The organism is Streptomyces sp. NBC_01551, from assembly GCF_026339935.1.
Classification (GTDB): domain Bacteria; phylum Actinomycetota; class Actinomycetes; order Streptomycetales; family Streptomycetaceae; genus Streptomyces.
On record NZ_JAPEPX010000001.1, the window covers coordinates 6358469 to 6373791 of the forward strand.

The window sequence follows — 15323 nt, forward strand, 5'->3', positions numbered from 1 at the left end:
TGATCGCACTCCTGACGCAGCCCGAGGGCCCCGACCTGTCCCGGCTGCACTCCGCCCTGCACTGGTTCGCCCTCAACGACGACCGGGTCCGGGCCGCCGTGGACGGCGAGTACCGGCGCTGGCGGGAGTGCTTCGTCCGCCTCTTCCAGGTGCTGGCGGACGAACACGACGGCGCCTTCGACCCCGTTCCGCTGGGCATGGCGCTGGCGGCCGCGGCCGACGGGCTCGCGGCCATCCAGTCCCTGGACGACCGCGTGCGGACCGAGCCGAGCGTACGCGCGCTCGTCTGCGGCCTCGCCGCGGCGGCGGTCACAGCACCAGCCGCCCCCCTTACAACGCCCGGCGCGCGGCGGCGATCCGGCGCGGGTCCCAGCCCGGCCGGGGGACGGACTCCAGCAGCAGCCGGGTGTACGGGTGCTCCGGCGCGGCCAGTACCCGCTCCGTCGGACCCGACTCCACGATCCGGCCCCGCCGCATCACGATGACCTCGTCGGTGACGCACCGTACGACGCCCAGGTCATGGGTGATGAACAGGTAGCCGATGCCGGTCTCCGCGCGGATCTCGGCGAGCAGGTTCAGGATCTGCGCCTGCACCGACACGTCCAGCGCGGCCACCGCCTCGTCCAGGACCAGGACCGCGGGCTCGACCGCCAGCGCCCGGGCGATCGCCACGCGCTGGCGCTGCCCGCCGGACAGCTGCCGGGGCAGCGCGTCCGCCTCCCGGGCGCCCAGGCCGACTTGATCGAGCAGCTCGGTGACCCGCCGGCCGTGATCGGCGTCGGGGAAGTGCAGCCGGAGCGTCTCGCGGAGCGCCCCGCCCACGGTGACGCGCGGGTCCAGGGACAGGAACGGGTCCTGGAAGACCATCTGCACCTCCCGCGCCCGGGCGAGCCGTTCGGACCTGCCGCGCCGGCGCTCGCCGCGGTCCCGGCCGTGGACCGCGACCCGGCCCCCGTCCGCGTGCTCCAGTCCCACCACGATCCGGGCCGTGGTCGTCTTCCCCGAGCCCGACTCGCCGACGATGCCGAGGGACCCGCCCTCGGACAGCCGGAACGAGACGTCGTCCACGGCCGGGACGCTCCCGTAGCTCCGGCGCAGCCCGACGGCCTCCAGGACGGTCTTCCTCATCGGTGGCTCTCCTTTCGCGACGGGGACACCAGGTCGCCGTGATGGCACGACGCCAGGCGCGCCCCGCCGTCCGCCAGCGGCAGCAGGGCCGGGGCCTGCCGGGTGCAGAGGTCCGTCGCGTACAGGCAGCGCGCGGCGAAGGGGCAGCCCGTCAGCTCCTCGCGCAGGCTCGGCGGGCGGCCCTCGATGGCGGCGAGCCGGCCCTGCGGGGCGTCCAGGCGGGGGGTCGAGTCGAGGAGCGCGGCCGTGTACGGATGGCGCGGCCGGGCGAACAGCTCCTCGGCGGGGCCCGTTTCGACGATCCGGCCCGCGTACATCACGTACACCCGGTCGCTGATGGCCGCCGCGAGCCCGAGGTCGTGCGTGACGAACAGCAGCCCGGTGCCGAAGCTCTCGCGGAGTTCCCCGAGGAGCGCGACCACCTCCGCCTGCGTCGTGACGTCCAGGGCCGTGGTGGGCTCGTCGGCGAGGATCAGCGCCGGGTCACCCATGAGCGCGGCCGCGATCATGACCCGTTGCAGCATGCCGCCGGAGAGCTGCCCCGGGTACGTGCGCAGCGCGGCCGCCGTGAGGCCGACGGCCTCCAGCATCCGCACCGCCCGCTCCTCGGCGGCCTCCTTCCCCGTCCGGGCGTTGAGCCGCAGGCTCTCGGTGAGGAAGTCGCCGACGCGGCGCATCGGGTTGATGGCGGCCCGGGGGTCCTGGAAGATCATGGCCGCCGTGCTCGTGCGCAGGGCGCGCAGCCGCCCGGGGCCCATCGCGAGGACGTCGTCTCCGACGACCCGCACCGTCCCCTCCGCCCGCGCTCCCAGCGGCAGCAGCCCGAGCACGCTGCGCGAGGTCAGGCTCTTGCCGGACCCGGACTCACCGACCAGGGCGACGGTCTCCCGGAACCCGACGGTGAGATCGACCCCGTCGAGAACGGGCCGGGCCGTGTCGGGCAGCCGCAGCCGCAGCGCCTGGATGTCGAGGGTGTTCATCGGTCCCTCCTGGCGACCTTGTCGGCCCAGCGTTCGCCGACGACGTTGAAGGCGACCACGGTCAGCACGATGGCGACGCACGGCACGATCGCCGAGAGCGGGTAGCCGTACTGGATGGCGGTCTTGCCGTCGAAGACCATGCGGCCCCAGTCGGGGGTCAGGGCGGGCACGCCCAGGCCGAGGAAGGAGAGGCCGGCCAGGTCGATGAGGGCGTAGCCGAAGTTGATCGTGGACTGGGCGAGGACGACGGGTGCGACCCCGGGCACCACGTGCCGCAGGCAGATCTGCGGCCCGGAGTGGCCCTGCACCCGGTACGCCTCCACGTACGGGCGTTCGCGCTCGGCGAGGACGAGGGAGCGGGTGAGCCGGCTGACGTACGGGAGGTACGCGCTGGCCAGGGCGATGACCGGAGCCAGCAGGCCCTCCCCGTAGACCGACACGATCAGGATGGCCAGCAGCATGCCCGGGAAGGCGAAGACCAGCTCGGTGCTGCGGGACAGGACGGAGTCCAGCCAGCCGCCGCGCCAGGCGGCGGCGGTGCCGATGGCGACCCCGGCCACGGTGGAGAAGACGACCACCCCGAGCGGGCCGAGCAGGGAGGTACGGGCGCCCAGGACCAGGCGGGACAGCGTGTCGCGTCCGGAAGCGTCGACGCCGAGGAGGTGCTCGGAGGAGGGCCCCGCCAGCGCGTTGCCGAGGTCGACGGCGTTCGGGTCGTACGGGGCGATCCAGGGGGCGAGCACCGCGATGACGACGACCACGGCGACGAAGCCCAGGCAGAGCAGGGACAGGGGGGCACGGGAGGTCCGGATCCGGGCGAGCCCGGGCCGGCGCAGCAGGGTCGTGGCGCTCATGCGGCCCGCTTCCTGGGGCCGAGGGCGACCCGGGGGTCGACCAGTGGATGCAGCAGGTCGACGACGAGGTTCACCGTCATGAACAGCGCGACCATGATGAGGGAGATGGCCTGCACGGTGGGGAAGTCCTTGGTGGTGGTGGACAGTTCGAGGAGCTGGCCGATGCCGCCGACGCTGAACGCGGACTCCACCAGGACGGTGGTCACCAGCAGCGTGGAGACGATCAGCCCGCCGGTGGTGAGCACGGTGCCCAGCGCGTTGCGGAACACGTGGCGCCGGATCACCTGGTGGTCGCGGACGCCCCGGCTGCGGGCGACGGTGACGTGCTCCTGGCCGAGTACGTCGAGCATCGCGGCCCGGGTGACGCGCGCCAGCATCCCGATCAGGTAGAGCGCCAGCGCGACGGCGGGCAGCGTCAGGTGCCACAGCATCTGCCCCAGGCCCTCGCCGGTGCCCCCGGTGGGGAACCAGTGCAGTTTCACCGCGAACAGCCCCTGGAGCAGGACCGCGGCCACGAACGACGGCGTGCCGATGGCGAAGGTGGTCGTGACGAGGATCGTCGAGTCGGCGCCGCCGCCGCGGACCGCGCCGATCCAGCCCAGCAGCAGACCGAGGACGACGACCAGCACCAGCGCCATGGAGATCAGCAACAGGGTGCTGGGCAGCCGGTCGACCAGCAGCCGGGACACGTCCGTGCGGTACGTGATCGAGCGCCCGAAGTCGCCCCGGAGGACCTGGCCGAGCCAGCGGACGTACTGCACCGCGAACGGATCGTCCAGGTGGTACTGCGCGTTGATCGCCCGCAGCGCCTCCGGGGAGGCCGACCGCCCGGCGAGCAGGAAGCTCGCCGGATTGCCGGGCGCCAGGTACATCGCGCCGAAGATGACGAAGGAGGCGCCGAACAGGGTGGCCGCCATCTCGGCCAGCCGCCGCACGGCGAATCTCAGGAAACTCATCGCGCGGCCGCCCCGACGTCGGCGGCCCACGGGTAGTACAGGTACGAGATGGTGGTCGGTGCCCCGGTGATCCGCTTGTTCAGGAACACGGCCGTGGGCCACTCCGCCACCGGGATCCACAGGACCTGCTCGGCGGCCTTCTTCTGGAGCTGCGCGGCCGCCGCCGTCCGCCGGGCCGGGTCGTAGTCCGCGCGGGCCTTGGCGACGAGGTCGTCGTAGGCCGGGTCGCTGTAGCCGGCGTAGTTCTGGAAGGCCCCGGTCTGGAAGTTGCTCAGCAGGTCCATCGGGTCGGTGATGGAGTCGTAGTACGTCTCGGGGAACATGTCCAGGCCCTCGCGTGCCTGGGGGTCGGTGAACAGCGCGGTGAAGGCGTTCGGCGCGATGGTCTTCAGCCGCACGTCCAGGCCGATCTTGCTGCCGGCCGCCTGCACGGCGGTGGCCAGCAGGGAGACGTCCTGGCCGATCGGGCTCGTGGCGATGGTGACCGTCTTGCCGGTGGCGCCCGCCTCCTTGATCAGCGCCTTGGCCTCCTCGATGTTCTGCTCGGGCGAGGGCAGCCCGTCGAAGGCGGCCTTGCGTACCTCCTCGGGGGCCGCGGCCCAGACGGCCTTGGTGGTGAGCGAGTTGGTGGCGGTGCCCGCGCCGCCCAGGCCCGCCTTGACGAACCCGCGGCGGTCCAGCGCCATGGACAGCGCCCGCCGGACCCGTACGTCACCCAGGGGCCCCTTCATGCTGGTGACGTTGACGTTGACCGTGCTGAGCCCCTCGCCGAAGTAGAGCGTGCCGACCCCGCTCTTGCTCAGCCGGTCGTAGCTCTCGGTGGGGATCAGGTAGCCGCCGTCGGCCTCGCCGTTGAGCATGGCGTTGGTACGGGCGGACGGGTCGGTGAGGAAGGTGAAGACCGCCTTCGCCGACTTGGCCTTGCTGCCCCAGTAGCCGTCGAAGCGATGGAGTTCGATCGACTGGCCCTTGTTCCAGGCGCCCAGTTTGAAGGGGCCGGTGCAGTCCAGGCTGCCGGAGGTGCCGTAGTCCTCGCCCGCCTTCTCCACACCGGCCTTCGAGGCCACCACACCGGCCGCGGTCGCCATGTACTGGGGGAACTGCGAGTCCGGCTGCTTCAGCTTGACCGTGACCTGGAGCGGACCGGTCTTGGTGAGCGATTCGACGTTGGAGAAGTTGCTGTTCCAGGCCGATCCGCCGTCGGGGTCGAGCTGGCGTCCCAGGCTGAAGACCACGTCGTCGGCGCTCATCACACCGCCGTCGTGGAACTTCACGCCCGGGCGGAGGTCGTAGACCCAGGTGGTCGGGTCGGGGTTGGAGGCCTTCTCCGCCAGCCCCGGCGCCACGGTGAGCTGCGGGGTCCACCGCATCAGGCTCTCGCAGACGTTGGACAGGACCGTGTTCTGCGGGTAGTCGAAGGCGGCGATGTAGTCCAGCGTGGGCGGCTCCGCGTACAGGGCCCAGGTGAAGGAGTCGAGCTCACCGGCGGCCGCGGGCGTACCGGGGGACAGCTTGAAGGCGGCCGCGCCGCCGGGCGCCGGGCCGTCCTTCGGCGGGCCGGCGCAGGCGGTCGCCAGGCTCAGCGCGGCGACGGCGGCCAGCGCGGCGGCGCGCAGCGCGTACGTCCGGCGCGTGGATCCACGGGCTCCGGACCGGGGCAGGGAACGCGGCAGGGAACGTGGCATCGGTGCTCTCTCTTCCATGCTCAGCGGGAGGTGGCGACGGGCGCCGCGGCGGGCACCTGCTGGGTGATGCAGTGGACGCCGCCACCGCCGTACGCGATCACGCGCGAGCGGACGCCGACGACCTTGCGGCCGGGCAGCGCGGCCGCGATGACGGCCAGCGCCCCCTCGTCCTCGGTCAGGCCCGCGACCGGGACGACGACGCCGCCGTTGGCGACGTAGAAGTTCAGGTACCCGACCTCGGTGCGGCGGCCGGCCACCTCCACGAACGCGCTCTGCGGCAGGTCGATGATCTCCAGCGGGCGCCCGGCGGCGTCCGTGGCGGACTCCAGCACGGCGCGGTTCGCGCGCATCCGCTCGTAGTCGGGGTGGGCGGGGTCGCTCGGGAGCTGCACCACCACCGTGCCCGGGGCGACGAACGCGCAGACCCCGTCCACGTGCCCGTCGGTCTCGGTGTCCAGCAGGCCGCCGTACGGCAGCCAGATCACCTTGGTGACGCCGAGGCGGGCGATCAGCTCCGCCTCGATCTCCGCCTTGCTCATCCCCGGGTTGCGGTTCGGGTGGAGCAGACACTGATCCGTGGTGATCAGCGTGCCCTCGCCGTCGACGGTGACGGAGCCGCCTTCGAGGATCATGTCGGACGCGACGCGCTCCACGCCGAGGTGCTCCAGCAGGGCGGCCGCGATCTTGTCGTCGGTGTCGTAGGGGTGGTGCTTGCCGCCCCAGGCGTTGAAGCGGAAGTCGACGCCGGCGCGCTCCCCGTCGGGCCCGAGGACGAAGATCGGCCCGGAGTCGCGGAACCAGGAGTCGTCCAGGGGCAGCTCGACCACCTCGACACCCGCGCCGCACAGGGCGCGGGCCTCGGCTCCGCTGCCGGGCAGGGCCACCACGGTGACCGGTTCGAATTCCGCGATCGCGCTCGCGACCTGCGCGTATTCCGCCTTCACCGCGTCGAAGACCTCACCCCACAGCTCCTGGCGGGTGGGCCAGGCCATCAGGCAGCGCTCGTGCTCGGCCCACTCGGCCGGCATGCGGAAACTCGTCATGGTCTGCTCCTGTGTGAATATTCAGTCAGTTCAGAGAAGGAGTGTGCCGGTGATGTGCCCCGCATCCTTCACCGAACTGAAAATTCAGTCAATGGTTCTGGCCAAGCAGTTGCGGAATCGGCCTCATGGGGGCACTGGGCCACCCTGTGGCCAGGTGTGATCGCCTCGACGGGGCGCCTGATCGGCCCTGAAGATCCGGTCAGGAAATAGCCCCAGGTGACGGAGTCGGCGGGTAGAGTGACACCTCGTGTCAGACCGTCGAACAGAAATACTCAGAGCCGCCACGCGAGTGATCGCCCGCCGTGGCGTGCGCGGCCTTCGCGTGGGAGAGCTGGCAGCCGAGGCGGGGGTCTCCACCTCGCTGATCTACTACCACTTCACCGATCGCGCCGGGATCCTGCGGCGGACCCTGGAGTTCATCAGCGATCGCGCCGACCGCTACACGGCCGAGCGGGAGCCCGGCCTGGCGCCGGTCGACCCCCGGACCGAACTGGCGCAGGTCCTGCTGCTGGAACTCCAGGACACCCCGGAAGTACGCGAGAACAGCACCGCGTGGGGAGAGCTGCGGGCGAGCGCCGTCTTCGACGCCGACCTGCGGGAGGACGTCGCCAAGGCCACGCACACCTGGGTCCACGAGATCGCCGACCTCCTCGCCCACGCCCGGCCCACGGGCACGGCTCCGGCGCACGCGGCCGCCGCCGAACGCCTGACGGCCCTCCTCGAAGGCCTCAGCGTCCGCTGGCTCAGCGGCTCCCTCCCGCTGGAGCACGCGCGCCGGCTCCTGGCGGACGCCATCGAGGCCGAACTGGACCACGGCTGACGTCCGGAACGCCCCGCCGGCTACAGGAAGTAGAGGCGGCTGAGCGAGACCGAGTCGGTGGGCTCCGAGACGAGCGGCTCGCCGTCGAGTGACACCAGGCCGGTAGCGGGGTGTACGTCGACCGTGCCGGTGCGGGCGTTGCGGAGCATGCTGCGCGGCCCGATGCCGCGGGTGCCGCGGACGGCGACGCGGCGGCGCCGGGTCGGCATCCGGTCGCTGCCGAGGTTCGCGGCGGCGGCCGAGACGAAGGCGACGGAGATGTCGGCGGCGGTGGCGCCGTAGGCGCCGAACTGCGGGCCGAGGACCAGCGGTTCGCACCGGTCGGTCGACGCGTTGGGATCGCCGGTGACCCCGTAGGCCGGGAAGCCCGACTTGAGGACCAGTTGCGGTTTCGCGCCGAAGTAGCGTGGCCACCACAGCACGATGTCGGCGAGCTTGCCGACCTCGATGGAGCCGATCTCGTGGGCCAGGCCGTGGGCGATGGCCGGGTTGATCGTCAGCTTGGCCATGTACCGCAGGACCCGCTCGTTGTCGTCCCCGCCCGCCGCCGTGCCGTACGAGCCCTCGCCGTCCAGCGGGCCCAGCTCGGCCTTCATCTTCCCGGCCAGGGCGAAGGTGCGGCGTACCGTCTCGCCGGCCCGCCCCATGCCCTGGGCGTCCGAGGAGGTGATGCCGATGACCCCGAGGTCGTGCAGGACGTCCTCGGCGCCCATGGTGCCGGCGCGGATCCGGTCGCGGGCCATGGCCGCGTCGCCGGGCAGGTCCAGCCTGAGGTCGTGCGCCGAGACGATCATGCCGAAATGCTCGCCCAGCGCGTCGCGGCCGAAGGGGAGGGTGGGGTTGGTGGAGGAGCCGATGACGTTGGGGACGCCGGCCATCTTGAGGACGTTGGGGACGTGTCCGCCGCCGCAGCCCTCGATGTGGAAGGCGTGGATGGTGCGGCCGTCCAGGACGCGCAGGGTGTCCTCGACGGAGAGGCATTCGTTGAGGCCGTCGCTGTGCAGGGCGACCTGTACGTCGTGCTCCTCGGCCACGCGCAGGGCGGTGTCCAGGGCGCGGGTGTGGGCGCCCATGTCCTCGTGGACCTTGAAACCGGAGGCGCCGCCCTCGGCCAGCGCCTCGACCAGCGGGGCGGCGTCGGAGGAGGAGCCGCGGGCGAGGAAGCCGATGTTCACCGGCCAGGCGTCGAAGGCGTTGAAGGCGTGCTTGAGCGCCCAGGGGGAGTTGACGCCGACGCCCCAGACCGGGCCGAACTCCTGGCCGATGACGGTGGTGACGCCCGCGGCGAGCGAGGCCTCCATGATCCGCGGCGAGAGCAGGTGGACATGGGTGTCCACGGCGCCGGCGGTGGCGATCATGCCTTCGCCGGAGACGATCGAGGTGCCGGTGCCGACGACGACGTCGACCCCGTCCAGGGTGTCCGGGTTCCCGGCCCGGCCGATGGCGTGGATGCGGCCCTCGCGGATGCCGACGGAGACCTTGCGGATGCCGAGGACGGCGTCGATGACCAGCACGTTGCTGATCACGACGTCGCAGGTCTCGCGGACGGCGGCGGCCTTCAGGTGCAGGCCGTCGCGGGCGGTCTTGCCGAAGCCGGCCAGGAACTCGTCCCCGGGCTTCTGGGCGTCGTACTCGACCCGGACGGTCAGCCCGGAGTCGCCGAGCCGGACCCGGTCCCCGGCCCGGGGACCGTGGACCGCGACGTAGTCGTAGGGGTCGCCGCCGTCCGCCGGGACCGCACCGGGGCGGCCGTGGCAGCCCGCCGCGTCGAAAATGCTGCCACTCATGCCTGCTCGCGCTCCTGCTCCTGGTCCGGAAATGCGGTGAGGTAGCCCGTGGCGCGGGCCTTGGCCAGCGCGGCCTCGCGTGCGCCGGGGGCGTCCAGGGGGCCGTCGACCAGCCCCGCGAACCCGATCGCGACGCGGGCCCCGCCGATCGGAAGCAGCTCCACCGAGGCGGTGGACCCGGCGTCGAACCGGACGGAGGAGCCGGCCGGGACCGCGAGCCGGGTGCCGTACGCCGCCGCGCGGTCGAAGGCCAGGCGCGGGTTCGCCTCGAAGAAGTGGAAGTGCGAGGTGACGCTGATGGGCACGGCCGCCGTGTTGCGCACGGGCAGTCGCAGTGTCGGTTCGGCGGGGTGGTAGCCCGCCCCGTCCCCGGGCAGGGCCGCGCCCGGGGCGTCGGCGCCCAGCGAACCCCGCTGCCCGAAGGGGTCGTCGACGACGCACAGCCGGGTGCCGTCCTCGAACACCGCCTCGACCTGAAGGGTGGTCACCACATCGGGAACGCCGGGCAGTACCTCGTCGGCGCTCAGAACGCGCCGCCCCGCCTCGATCGCCTCGGCCAGCCGGCAGCCGTCGCGGGCCGCTTCGCACACGGTGTCCGCGATCAGCGCCGTGGCTTCCGGCACGTTGAGCTTCACACCCCGCTCACGCCGGGCGCGGGCCAGCTCCGCCGCCGTGAAGAGCAGCAGCCGGTCCCGCTCGGTCGGTGTCAGTCGCATACTGCCTCATCTGGGAGCTACGGAAGGGGTTCGTGCATCGTGGAGCAGTGGATGCCGCCGCCGCCCGCCATCAGCCGGTCGACGTCGAGCTGGACGACCGTCCGCCCCGGATAGGCCTCCGCCAGGGCCCGCTTGGCGGCGGCGTCCTTCGCCGCGTCACCGAACTGGGCGGTGACGACCGCCCCGTTGACCACGTGGAAGTTGAGGTACGAGTCCACGAACTGGGAGTCCTTCGACCGGACGGTGTCGGGGCCCTCGACGCGGATCACCTTCAGCCGCCGCCCGCGTGCGTCGGTCGCGCCGGAGAGGACGGAGAACTGTTCACGGGCGTCCCGCGCCCACACGTCGTCGCGGTCCGTCGGCGGGACCTGCACCATGACCACACCCGGCCGCACGAAGCGCGAGGTCACGTCGATGTGGTCGTCGGTGATGTCCTTGCCCTTGATGCCCGGGACCCAGATCATCCGGTCCGCGCCGTACGCGTGCAGGACGGCGTCCTCGATCTCGGCCCGGCTCATGCCGGGGTTGCGGTTCTTGTTGACGAGGCTGCTCTCGGTGGCCATCACGGTGCCGTCGCCGTCGGTCTCGATCGCGCCGCCCTCACCGACGAAGTCCGTCCTGGTGAAGGAGAGGTAGCCGTCGTCCGCGATGCGCCGGGCGACTTCGGCGTCACGGGAGTGGGTCTGCTTCCTGCCCCAGCCGTTGAAGTTGAGGCCGATCGCGTCGAGCCCGCCGCGGCCGTCCCGGCGGAAGACCGGCGCGGTGTCCCGCATCCAGAGGTCGTCCGTCGGGATCGAGTCGAGGACGGTGACCGCCGGGCCGCAGCGGGACCGGGCGGTGGCGGCGGCATCGGCGCCCGGGGCGCACATCGCCACCGGCTCGTAGCGAGCGATCGTCCGGGCGATCAGGGCGATGTCCTCCTGGACCCCGGCCAGCCGTCGGCCGCCCCAGATGGACGTGCGGGTCGGCCAGGACATCCAGGTGCGGGCGTGGGGGACGTCGTCCCGGTCCACCCACCAGCGCGGCGCCGCCGCGCTGGCCCGCTGCGGGGCCATGGCGAGGGCGCCCAGCGCCACACCGGCCGCCCCGACGCCGGCGGCGCCGAGGACGCACCTGCGCGAGGGTTCGGCCGAGCCGCCGAGCAGGCGGCCGAGGAGGGAGCGGCTGTCGCCGTGGGATGCGCTCATGGGTCTCTCCGGATCTCTTGGGGGGAGGAGGAGGTGTGGCTCGACTCTGCCATTGACTGAAAATTCAGTCAAGGTGCGGGTCAAACGAAAGCCCGACGCGGCAGGAGCCGGGTCGGGCGAGCCCGCCAGGAGAGTCGGGCGAGCCCCCTAGGAGAGTCGGTCGAGTTCGGCCGCGATGGCCGTGGCCATCAGCTCGCGCGCGTGCCCCAGGGGCAGGCTGCCGCTCAGCCAGCGCGAGCTGAGGCCTTCCACCAGCGCCGTCAGACGTTCGGCGGCTCCGGCGAGGGCTGCCGCGCCGGCCATCGGCCGGACCCGGCCCAGGAGCTCGCCCACCTCCTGCACCCATACCAGGGTCGCGCGGGCGAGGTCCTCGCGCAGATCGGGGTCGAACACCGCACTGGCCCGGAGCTCTCCCCAGGCCGTGCTGTTCTCGCGGACCTCGGGGCTGTCCTGGAATTCGAGGAGGAGGGTCTCCTCCAGTTCGCCCCGCGCGTCGAGCGGCGGAGCGTCGGGCTCCCGTTCCGTGGTGTACCGCCCGGCCCGATCGTTGATGAACTCCAGGGTCGCGCGCATGATCCCGGCGCGATCCTTGAAGTGGTAGTAGATCAACGCGGTGGACACGCCCGCCTCGGCGGCGAGTTCCTCCACGCGCAGGCCGCGCACGCCGCGTCGGGCGATGACCCGCGCGGCCCCTTCCATGATTGCTGTTCGACGGTCAGCCACAAGCCGACACCCTACCCGGGCGTCGATCTCCACCACGACCTCGGTCCTGACCGAAATTACAGCCGGTTGGGATCCGGCGGGCGGCAATTGACTGAATATCCAGTCAGTGGCAGAGTGGGGTACATCGCCGCGGAACTCGATGGTCCGTCCCGGGTCCGCGGCACGGCCGCTGGATCGCCGTGTCGTGTGCCTCGTGCCGACAATGGAACGGACGACGTTCTGCGAGCGCGGCCCTGACCGCTGCCCCTCGGTGAAAGCCCTCAGCTGAATGCCGGAGCCCTCTGTGTCCCCTTCGCCCCTGTCCTCCCCCCTCTCCCGTCGCACGGCGCTGCGCGCCCTCGCCGGCGGCGCCCTCGCCCTCGGAGCCGCCGGCTGCGCTCCCTCCTCCGACCCGGCGGACCCGGCCGCCTCGTCCGCCCCCGGTGCGCGCGAGGAGAGCGGCGCGGGGCGCAGGTTCGGCGCCGAGTGGGAGAGCCACGCCCGCACGTTCATGTCCTGGCCCGCCCTGGAGAACGTCTGGTACGAGGACCTGCCGGCGGTACGGGCCGACATCGCCCGCGTGGCCCGCGCGGTGGCCGCGTACGAACCCGTGGTGCTGCTCGCCCGCCCCGAGCAGCAGGCGGCGGCCCAGCAGGCCTGCGGTTCCGACGTCGAGGTGATCGCGCTGCCGGTGGACGACCTCTGGGCGCGCGACACCGTGCCGGTGTTCGTGGAGCAGCCCGGCAAGGGCAAGGCCCTGGGCGTCGACTTCAACTTCAGCGGGTGGGGCAACAAGCAGGAGCACCGCAACGACGCCCAGGTGGGTCGGCTCCTGCTCGCGAAGTACGGCATCGAGCGGGTGCGGGCGCCGCTCGTCGCCGAGGGCGGCTCCTTCGAGACCGACGGCCAGGGGACCCTCCTGGTCACCGAGAGCTCGGTCGTCAACGACAACCGCAACCCCGGCAAGAGCCGCGACCGGATCGAGGCCGAGCTCAAGGACGCCCTCGGCGTCAAGAAGGTGATCTGGCTCGCCGGCGTGCGAGGCCAGGACATCACGGACGCGCACGTCGACAGCCTCGTCCGCTTCACGGCCCCCGGCGTCGTCCTCCTGGACCAGGCGTTCCCCGACTCCCCGCCCGACGTGTGGTCCCGCGCGGCCGACCAGGCGAGGGGCGTGTTCAAGGACGCGACGGACGCGCGGGGCAAGCGCCTGGAGGTCGTCGACCTGCCCCAGCCCGACCTGGACAAGATCACCGGCCGTGGTGACGCGTTCGTTTCCACGTACGCGAACTTCTACGTGGCCAACGGCGCCGTCTTCATGCCCCGCTTCGGGGACGCCCGGGCGGACGACCGCGCGAAGGGCATCCTCCAGGAGCACTTCCCGGACCGTGACATCGTGCCGGTGAAGATCGACACCATCGCCTCGGGCGGCGGCGGCATCCACTGCTCGACCCACGACCAGCCGGGCAAGCCGACCGAGTAGCGCGCCAGCTCAGGCCGCGGACGGGACGGGCCGCTTGGACTCGTGGACGGGGACACAGTTGCCAGGCAGGGTGTGCGGGACGTGCGCGGTCTGGACGGCAGCGCGGGTGGTCCGGGCGACGTCCGAGGGCGAAACGGGAGAGGACCGGGCGCAGGGGAGACCTGACCGGATGGACGAGCAGCTGCTCGACCTGGCGTGACCCGGCCGAGCAGCTGCAAAGGACCCAAGGGGGCCTCAAACCCCTCAGGCGCCGACCCGCTCCGGCGGGCGCGGCTCCGAGATCCGGACCACGGCCGCCCCGCCGCCCCGCGCCGCCGCCGTTCTCAGGCGGGCAGGGCCAGCAGCATCAAGGGCGCGGAAGTGGGCTGCGGTGAGCCCCCGGCGGGTTCGAGGGTGAGGCCCACACCGACGGCCTTGCGCAGGTCGCCCTGGAGGAGGGTGGCTCCGTCGCGGTCCAGCAGCCCGGCCGGGCGCATGGTGCCGTGGTCGTCGTACCAGAGCTGGTACGTCCGGCCCGGCCCCGGTTCGGGGAGTCCCGCGCCCACGAAAACGGCTCGGTTCAGCCGCTGCGAGCCGACCACGGAGGTGACGGCGCCGGTGCTGGTGCGGCCGTGCACCGTGCGGGCGTCGGGCGCCGCCAGCACGGCGGTCACGTCCCGCATCCGCAGCTCCGTGCCCTGAGCCTGCTGCCGGGCCTCCTCGGCCTGTTGCTGCTGCCACACGGCGAGCCCGCCGAACGCGGCCGCCGCAGCGACGGAGGCGGCGAGCGCCAGCGGTAGCGCCTTGCGGCGCAGGACGGAGCCGACCGTACGGGGCCGGTCCTCCGCCGGCAGCCGCGGCGGCACCTGCCGTACGGAGTCGATGCCGTGCATCACCGCGTCCTTCATCCGCGCCGGCGGCGGCGCGGACACCGCGGCGGCGAGGCGGGCGGTCGTACCGCCGAACTCGGCCACTTCCTGGCGGCAGGATCCGCACTGCGCGAGGTGCGCGGTGAACGCGGCGTGCTCCTCGCCGCTCAGGGCGTGAAGGGCGTAGGCGCCGGTGAGGGTGTGCAGGTCTGCTTCGTTTCTCATGTGGTCACCCCCATGCAGTCGCGCAGCCGGATCAGCCCGTCGCGCATGCGTGTCTTGATGGTCGGAAGCGGTGCGCGAAGCGTCTCGGCGACTTCACGGTAGGTCAGGCCCTGGTAGTAGGCCAACGTGACGGCCTGGCGCTGGAGTTCGGTCAGCCCGCGCATGCACCGCCGCACCTGTTCGCTCTCCAGCCGGGTCTCGACCTGCTCGGCCACCTCGTCGTACGGCCGCTGCTGCTCGCGCGCCGCCCGGTCGTACTCGCGGTTGGTCGAGGCCTGGGCCGAGCGGACCCGGTCGACGGCGCGGCGGTGCGCGAGGGTGGCCGCCCAGGCGGGCACGCTGCCCTGGTCGGGCCGGTACCGGGCGGCCTGGCGCCAGAGGTCGATCATCACCTCCTGAGCCACCTCCTCGGACTGGGCCCGGTCGCGCACGACCCGCACGACGATCCCGAAGACCGTGCCGGCGAGGGCGTCGTAGAGCGCGGAGAACGCGTCCTTGTCGCCGCGGGCCACCCGGGCCATCAGGTCCTCGAGGGGCGAACCGCCGCCGTCGCGGGCGACGAAGGGGAGAGGTTGCCTCACCGCCGCCCCTTCCCGCCGGCCCGCGCCGCGCGGCGCCCGGTGGGGGCGGGCGGTCTGCCGGGATGCGTCTGCGTCCATTGCATGACAGTCCTTCGGGTCGGGATCAACCGGGACCCGCACAGTACGCGGGCCCGGCTCCTGAGCCCTCTTCGGAGTGGACACCCGTACGGATTGCCCTGGTCGTCCGGCAATTGCGCCGCGTAGCGGAAGCCAACAGGAACTCCACCGGAACGTGACCGCAAGGCGGACCAATCCGGGGTCCCGTCCGCGCCGAAGTACCCGTGAACGGCCGCCCCTGGCGGCGTGGCGACTCGTGGGGAGCTGGTAC

General features: G+C 72.6%; 14 protein-coding genes. 2 read left to right on the forward strand and 12 right to left on the reverse strand.

Annotated features, from left to right (window positions below):
* Window positions 1-330 precede the first annotated feature (330 nt).
* From OG982_RS28595 to OG982_RS28620, 6 genes are read right to left on the reverse strand one after another with little or no spacing between them, the layout of a single operon-like run.
* Window positions 331-1128 carry an ABC transporter ATP-binding protein gene (locus tag OG982_RS28595; RefSeq protein WP_266781892.1) on the reverse strand — a complete coding sequence of 266 codons (798 nt, stop codon included), beginning with the start codon at window positions 1126-1128 and terminating at the stop codon, window positions 331-333.
* Window positions 1125-2108, reverse strand: a complete 984-nt coding sequence (locus OG982_RS28600) for an ABC transporter ATP-binding protein (protein WP_266949698.1) — start codon at window positions 2106-2108, stop codon at window positions 1125-1127. The genes OG982_RS28595 and OG982_RS28600 overlap by 4 nt, the downstream gene beginning before the upstream one ends.
* The gene (locus OG982_RS28605) at window positions 2105-2962 is read right to left on the reverse strand and encodes an ABC transporter permease (protein ID WP_266949699.1); all 858 of its coding nucleotides are present in this window, start codon (window positions 2960-2962) and stop codon (window positions 2105-2107) included. Before OG982_RS28605 ends, OG982_RS28600 begins: the two co-directional genes overlap by 4 nt.
* Window positions 2959-3918 carry an ABC transporter permease gene (locus tag OG982_RS28610; RefSeq protein ID WP_266781886.1) on the reverse strand — a complete coding sequence of 320 codons (960 nt, stop codon included), beginning with the start codon at window positions 3916-3918 and terminating at the stop codon, window positions 2959-2961. Before OG982_RS28610 ends, OG982_RS28605 begins: the two co-directional genes overlap by 4 nt.
* A complete protein-coding gene (locus OG982_RS28615) occupies window positions 3915-5603 on the reverse strand; it encodes an ABC transporter substrate-binding protein (protein WP_266949701.1) in 1689 nt (562 codons plus the stop codon). Before OG982_RS28615 ends, OG982_RS28610 begins: the two co-directional genes overlap by 4 nt.
* A gap of 20 nt (window positions 5604-5623) precedes the next feature.
* Window positions 5624-6646, reverse strand: a complete 1023-nt coding sequence (locus OG982_RS28620) for an agmatine/peptidylarginine deiminase (protein ID WP_266781882.1) — start codon at window positions 6644-6646, stop codon at window positions 5624-5626.
* A gap of 247 nt (window positions 6647-6893) precedes the next feature.
* Here OG982_RS28620 and OG982_RS28625 point away from each other — a divergent pair, with 247 nt between their 5' ends.
* Window positions 6894-7466, forward strand: a complete 573-nt coding sequence (locus OG982_RS28625) for a TetR/AcrR family transcriptional regulator (RefSeq protein WP_266781880.1) — start codon at window positions 6894-6896, stop codon at window positions 7464-7466.
* Window positions 7467-7486: 20 nt separating this feature from the next.
* On the opposite strand, the gene OG982_RS28630 is transcribed toward OG982_RS28625, so the two are convergent.
* The 4 genes from OG982_RS28630 to OG982_RS28645 all read right to left on the reverse strand — a co-directional run bounded on the left by OG982_RS28630 (window position 7487) and on the right by OG982_RS28645 (window position 11855).
* Window positions 7487-9253, reverse strand: a complete 1767-nt coding sequence (locus tag OG982_RS28630) for an urease subunit alpha (RefSeq protein ID WP_266949703.1) — start codon at window positions 9251-9253, stop codon at window positions 7487-7489.
* Window positions 9250-9969, reverse strand: a complete 720-nt coding sequence (gene ureA / locus OG982_RS28635; RefSeq protein ID WP_266949705.1) for an urease subunit gamma — start codon at window positions 9967-9969, stop codon at window positions 9250-9252. The genes OG982_RS28630 and ureA overlap by 4 nt, the downstream gene beginning before the upstream one ends.
* Before the next feature lie 17 nt (window positions 9970-9986).
* Window positions 9987-11156, reverse strand: coding sequence for an agmatine/peptidylarginine deiminase (locus OG982_RS28640; RefSeq protein ID WP_266949706.1), 1170 nt, complete (start codon window positions 11154-11156; stop codon window positions 9987-9989).
* Between the two features lie 147 nt (window positions 11157-11303).
* Window positions 11304-11855 carry a TetR/AcrR family transcriptional regulator gene (locus OG982_RS28645; protein ID WP_266781876.1) on the reverse strand — a complete coding sequence of 184 codons (552 nt, stop codon included), beginning with the start codon at window positions 11853-11855 and terminating at the stop codon, window positions 11304-11306.
* A 322-nt stretch (window positions 11856-12177) separates the two neighbouring features.
* On the opposite strand from OG982_RS28645, the gene OG982_RS28650 reads away from it, so the two are divergent.
* On the forward strand, window positions 12178-13341 hold the full coding sequence (locus OG982_RS28650) for an agmatine deiminase family protein (protein WP_266791652.1): 1164 nt from the start codon (window positions 12178-12180) through the stop codon (window positions 13339-13341).
* A gap of 323 nt (window positions 13342-13664) precedes the next feature.
* Here OG982_RS28650 and OG982_RS28655 read toward each other — a convergent pair whose 3' ends face one another.
* The gene (locus OG982_RS28655) at window positions 13665-14414 is read right to left on the reverse strand and encodes an anti-sigma factor (protein WP_266781874.1); all 750 of its coding nucleotides are present in this window, start codon (window positions 14412-14414) and stop codon (window positions 13665-13667) included.
* Window positions 14411-14935, reverse strand: a complete 525-nt coding sequence (gene sigK / locus OG982_RS28660) for an ECF RNA polymerase sigma factor SigK (protein WP_266791650.1) — start codon at window positions 14933-14935, stop codon at window positions 14411-14413. The genes OG982_RS28655 and sigK overlap by 4 nt, the downstream gene beginning before the upstream one ends.
* Window positions 14936-15323: the final 388 nt, after the last annotated feature.